Origin of the sequence: Malaciobacter halophilus, assembly GCF_002837275.1 — a bacterium.
In the GTDB taxonomy this organism is placed as follows: Bacteria; Campylobacterota; Campylobacteria; order Campylobacterales; family Arcobacteraceae; genus Malaciobacter; species Malaciobacter halophilus.
Genome location: NZ_NXIF01000086.1, coordinates 1 through 4,589 on the forward strand (window position 1 = coordinate 1; position 4,589 = coordinate 4,589).

At 24.4% G+C, this 4,589-nt stretch carries 5 protein-coding genes; 1 reads left to right on the forward strand and 4 read right to left on the reverse strand.

Annotated features, from left to right (window positions below; translation table 11 throughout):
* A partial coding sequence (locus tag CP960_RS13840; RefSeq protein WP_101185948.1) for a hypothetical protein occupies positions 1-415 on the forward strand: 415 nt, incomplete at its 5' end.
* Here CP960_RS13840 and CP960_RS13300 read toward each other — a convergent pair.
* The 4 genes from CP960_RS13300 to CP960_RS13315 all read right to left on the reverse strand — a co-directional run bounded on the left by CP960_RS13300 (position 405) and on the right by CP960_RS13315 (position 4,278).
* The gene (locus CP960_RS13300) at positions 405-1,406 is read right to left on the reverse strand and encodes a tRNA pseudouridine(13) synthase TruD (RefSeq protein WP_101185949.1); all 1,002 of its coding nucleotides are present in this window, start codon (positions 1,404-1,406) and stop codon (positions 405-407) included. The two genes, CP960_RS13840 and CP960_RS13300, sit on opposite strands and share 11 nt — an antisense overlap.
* Before the next feature lie 5 nt (positions 1,407-1,411).
* A complete protein-coding gene (gene dksA, locus CP960_RS13305; protein WP_101185950.1) occupies positions 1,412-1,777 on the reverse strand; it encodes an RNA polymerase-binding protein DksA in 366 nt (121 codons plus the stop codon).
* Positions 1,778-1,870: 93 nt separating this feature from the next.
* Positions 1,871-3,472, reverse strand: a complete 1,602-nt coding sequence (locus CP960_RS13310; protein WP_101185951.1) for a diguanylate cyclase — start codon at positions 3,470-3,472, stop codon at positions 1,871-1,873.
* A gap of 2 nt (positions 3,473-3,474) precedes the next feature.
* A complete protein-coding gene (locus CP960_RS13315; protein ID WP_101185952.1) occupies positions 3,475-4,278 on the reverse strand; it encodes a response regulator transcription factor in 804 nt (267 codons plus the stop codon).
* Positions 4,279-4,589 lie beyond the last annotated feature (311 nt).

Genomic DNA, 4,589 nt, shown 5'->3' on the forward strand with positions numbered 1-4,589 from the left:
TAACAAAAGTGCTATTTTTTACAGCAATAAAAAGTATCAACTAAAAAATTACATAAAAAACAGTTGGAGTAATCTTCCTTCTAATATGATTAAGCAAGAACTACAACTAGCTTTTGAAAAGAGTAATCTTTTTAATAAAATTACTACAAATGATACTAATAGTGATTTTACACTTAATACAAAACTTTTTGAAATTTATAATAAAATAGAAAATAATAATGCCTACTCAATATTAAGTATTAGTTTTGAAATAGTTAACAATACAAATAAAAAAACAAAAAAATATTTTTATGAGAAGAAAACTAAACTAAAAAAGAATACTCCTTATAGTTTTATTACTACTGTAAATAGAGATTTTTCAACTATTTTAGTTAACTTCTTAAAAGAGTTAGAGAAAAACTCTTTTAAGAGTTAAAGTTTTTATTTGCAATGTTTTCAATAAATACAGTTGCATATGAGCCTTTAGGTAAAATAAAAGTCAATAAGCACTCATTTTTAGCCTTATTATACTTAATATCTTCTATCTTAGGAAAAACTATAGCATCCCTTCTGTATCCTTTTTCATAAATTGAACTATCATCAAAATTCTCTTCTATTTGTTTTGCTTTACTTATACTTCTAAATACTTTTCTTCCAGGAAGTAGTCCTGTAAAACTTATCTGTTTATTTTCAAATGCTGTAATATTTTGTTCACTAATATTTTTTGCAGTAAAAAATCTATTATTTTTTAAATCATGAAAAATATCTCCATCTAAAAGTAGAAACTTATTTTTATGTAAACTTACTCTTTTTACTAACCATGCATTAAAAAATGCACTTTGATATGCAGAAATAAGCATTTTTTCCAATTTTCTATCTTTTATATGTAGTTCGCCAGATACTAACTGTTTTGCTTTTAAAAGATTCTGCTCAATATCTTTACCAAATCTTTGAAAACCAAAATAGTTAGGCATACCTATTTTATCAATTAATTTAATACAATTTTGGATTGTAATTAAAGTATTAAAATCAACTTTTTTTAAATTTATTCTAAACTTATTGCCTTTTAAATCACCAATATTTAATTTTTCATTATGTAAATATGTTTTTAATATCTCAATTTTTTTATGATGAAACTTTTTTATCTCTTTGGAGTATTTTTTAGGAATAGAAATATACTGGGTTGTTGTTGCATTCTTATCTTTCAACCCAGCATAACCTATTTCATTTCTATTTATATGTAAAAAGTTTGAGATTAAATCTATCAAATCCCAAGTACCTAAATTTCTTTTTTTTATTTTAAGTACTAAAAAATTTCCTTTTAAAGAAAAAACTATAGGTATCTCTTCTACTATAAAGTCATACTCATTTTGATAAAACTCAAAATCTAAACTTTTATGATTTTGTAAAAAAACTCTTTTAATCATAAAAATTACTTAGACTTAGCTTCTTCAGCTTCAAAAACTGTTCTACACTCTGTACAATACTTTGCATATGGTTTAGCTTTTAGCCTGCCTAAAGGAATTACAACACCACACATATCACATATACCATAACTTCTATCTTCAATTTTTTTCAAAGATAGTTCAATTTCAGCAAGCTCTTTTGCGTGATGATTAGCAATCATACCTTCGGTAAATGAATCCGATACAACTTCAGCATAATCAAGGTCATCTTTAATATCTTGATCTTTTAGTAAATCGATATTTTCACGACTACCTAAAATGCTTTTTAGAAGTTTTTCTTTTCGGTCAAGTAATATAACTCTTAATTCGTTTATCTGTTTTGTATTTGGCATGATAGCCTCCTTAACTTATATAGAACTATTATATAATGTTTAATATATATTATCACTTTTTAATATATGAATTAATTTAAAATTAAGTATTAACTAAAAAGTATAAACTCTATTTCTACCACTATTTTTTGCTCTATAAAGTGCTTTGTCAGCTTCATTAAATAGTTGCGTTCTTTTTTTAAGTAAAGGCTTTTTATTTATATCATTTATTCCAATACTTATAGTTATTCTTTTATAAAAGCTATACTCATGCTCTATATTAAGTTCATATATTGCATTCTTTAGTTTTTGCGCAATAATTTTAGATACATTTTGCTTATTTAAACTAACAAGTACAGCAAACTCTTCCCCACCTATTCTAAACACATAATCACATTTTCTAAGATTTGATTTAATAGTTTGAGCAACGGTTTTTAAAACTTCATCACCTCTTAAATGACCATAATTATCATTGAACTGCTTAAAATAATCTATATCTATAATCATTAATACAAAAGGCTCTTCATATTTTTTAAATTTTTTACAATATTTTTTGAAAATTTTATTAAAATGTCTTCTATTAAAAATTTGAGTTAACTCATCTGTAATTAGTTTTTCTTTTATTTTTTTATTATTAGTAATATTATTATAAATTGCTGTAAAAGTTTCAATATCTCCATTTTCATCACAATTTGGTGTAATAGTATTCTCCACCCAGACTACTTTTCCATCTTTTGTTCTATTTTTAAGTTTACCTCTCCATGTTTTATTTAAAGTTATTGTTTCCCAAAGTCTCTTATATTTTTCATCATCACTTGAAGGGTCTCGTAAAATATTATGTCTATTTCCAACTAATTCACTCTTTGAATATCCAGTCAATTCACAAAAAGCATCACTACACTCTTTAATTACTCCATTTTTATCAGTAATACTTATTAGTTGTTTGTTAATTATTTCATTGTAGTGAGTAATTTTTTTCTCTTTCTTTTTAGCTTGCGTAATATCTTTTCCTTCACAAACTAAATAAATTACTCTATTTTCATCATATACAGGTTTTATAGTAAACTCAATATGATACTTATTAAAAAGTAACTTTTCATTATTTACAAGTCTTCCTTGACTTGCTTTTTTAACCTCTTTCTTAATAGAAGTTCTTTGCTCTTCACTCCACCATTCTGTTTGCCAAAATTTCTTTCTTGTTACATCTTTTTCTTGCTTATTTATAAATTCTAAGGCTGTTTTATTAGCTTTTATTACAGTGCCATTTGGTTTAAGCAATGCTATTAGATGAACTGAATTATCATAAACTGTTTTAATAACTTTATTTGTATAAAATAAATTCTTTTTTAAGTTTATCTCTTTTGTGACATTAGTTATATAAGAGCATATATGCTCTTTATTAGCTTTGCTATCATAGAACTTTTTTCTAATCTCTTTAACCCATATATAATTGCTATTTTTAGTAAGTATTCTATAAGCTGATAACTCTATTTCATTACAAATATTTAGTCTTTTTATTTCATTATTTAAAGCTTTTAAATCACTTTTATGAATTAATTTTGAGAAATGAAAATCATCACTTAAACTCTCCTCTACGCTGTACCCAAGAAGAGTTTTAACATTATTTGTAATATAATCTATTTTATTTCCACTATCCTTAAATTTAATAAACAGTGTAGGACTTTGATTAAAATACTCCAGATATCTATTTTGCATAACTACTCTAAAATCAACTTATAACCTACACCTGATAAGTTCTTTATTAACTCTTTTGATGATTTTTTTCTAAGTGATTTTATTACTGTTCTTAAATTATTTAAACTTGTATTTCCATGCTCATTTATTGAAATTGCTTCTAATAACTCATCATAAGATAAAATCTTATTTGAATTCTTAATAAAATATTCCAATAACATAATTTCTTGATTTACTAATGATATATATTTACCATCTTTTATAAGTACTTTATTTTTGAAACTATATGAAAACCCATCTGATAAGTATATATTCTCTGCTGAATCATCATCTTTAGTTTCATTATCTAATACTTCAAAAAATTCATCAATCTCTTTTATATTATGTTGTTTCATTCTATTTACTAAAGATTGCAACATATCTTTATCTATTTTTTGCTTATATGCATATTCAATTTTTTCTAATAGTTGCATTATATTTATAGGTTTTGTAATATATGCCGTTACTCCAAGTTCAATTGATTCTAAAAGATACTCAGGGTCAGTATACGCAGTAGTTAATACAAACTTAACATTATCGTCATATTTTTTAACTTCTTTAATCATATCAATACCATTTAATTTTGGCATATTTATATCTGTTACAATTATATCAATATTATAATTTCTTTTTTTATGTGTTATGAACTTCTTTAAACCTTCATCCCCATTATTTGCGATAATAGTTTTCTTAAATGTTCTATCAAACACATGTTTTAACTCTTCTTGAGCATCAAGCTGATCTTCCACATAAAGTACTACTAACTCTTTTAACAGTTCATTGTTCATAATCTAATATCCTTCTTCTCTTCCCTTTAGTTTACTTTTATAAAAGCTTAACCACCAAATCATATATTTTTTATTATAACTTATTAAAAATTAAGTCTACTAATTATAATAAAATAAAATGGGAAAATGTAATAAATAAAAGAAATAAAGAAGAATAAAGAGTAAAAGGTAGGATAAAGGGGAAAAAACGGGTAAAAAAAAGGCAAAAAAAGAGCCCATAACTAAGATAACTGTAAAAAGTTAAAATAGATAAGGGCTTAAAAAGACTCAAGAGCTGGCAGAGGCCTACGTTTCCACAAGTGAAACCTGCA

Excerpts from the sequence above, each read along its gene's own strand:
- CP960_RS13300 (WP_101185949.1), bottom strand. The coding sequence starts at position 1,406 with ATGATTAAAAGAGTTTTTTTACAAAATCATAAAAGTTTAGATTTTGAG.
- dksA (WP_101185950.1), bottom strand. The coding sequence starts at position 1,777 with ATGCCAAATACAAAACAGATAAACGAATTAAGAGTTATATTACTTGAC.
- CP960_RS13310 (WP_101185951.1), bottom strand. The coding sequence starts at position 3,472 with ATGCAAAATAGATATCTGGAGTATTTTAATCAAAGTCCTACACTGTTT.
- CP960_RS13315 (WP_101185952.1), bottom strand. The coding sequence starts at position 4,278 with ATGAACAATGAACTGTTAAAAGAGTTAGTAGTACTTTATGTGGAAGAT.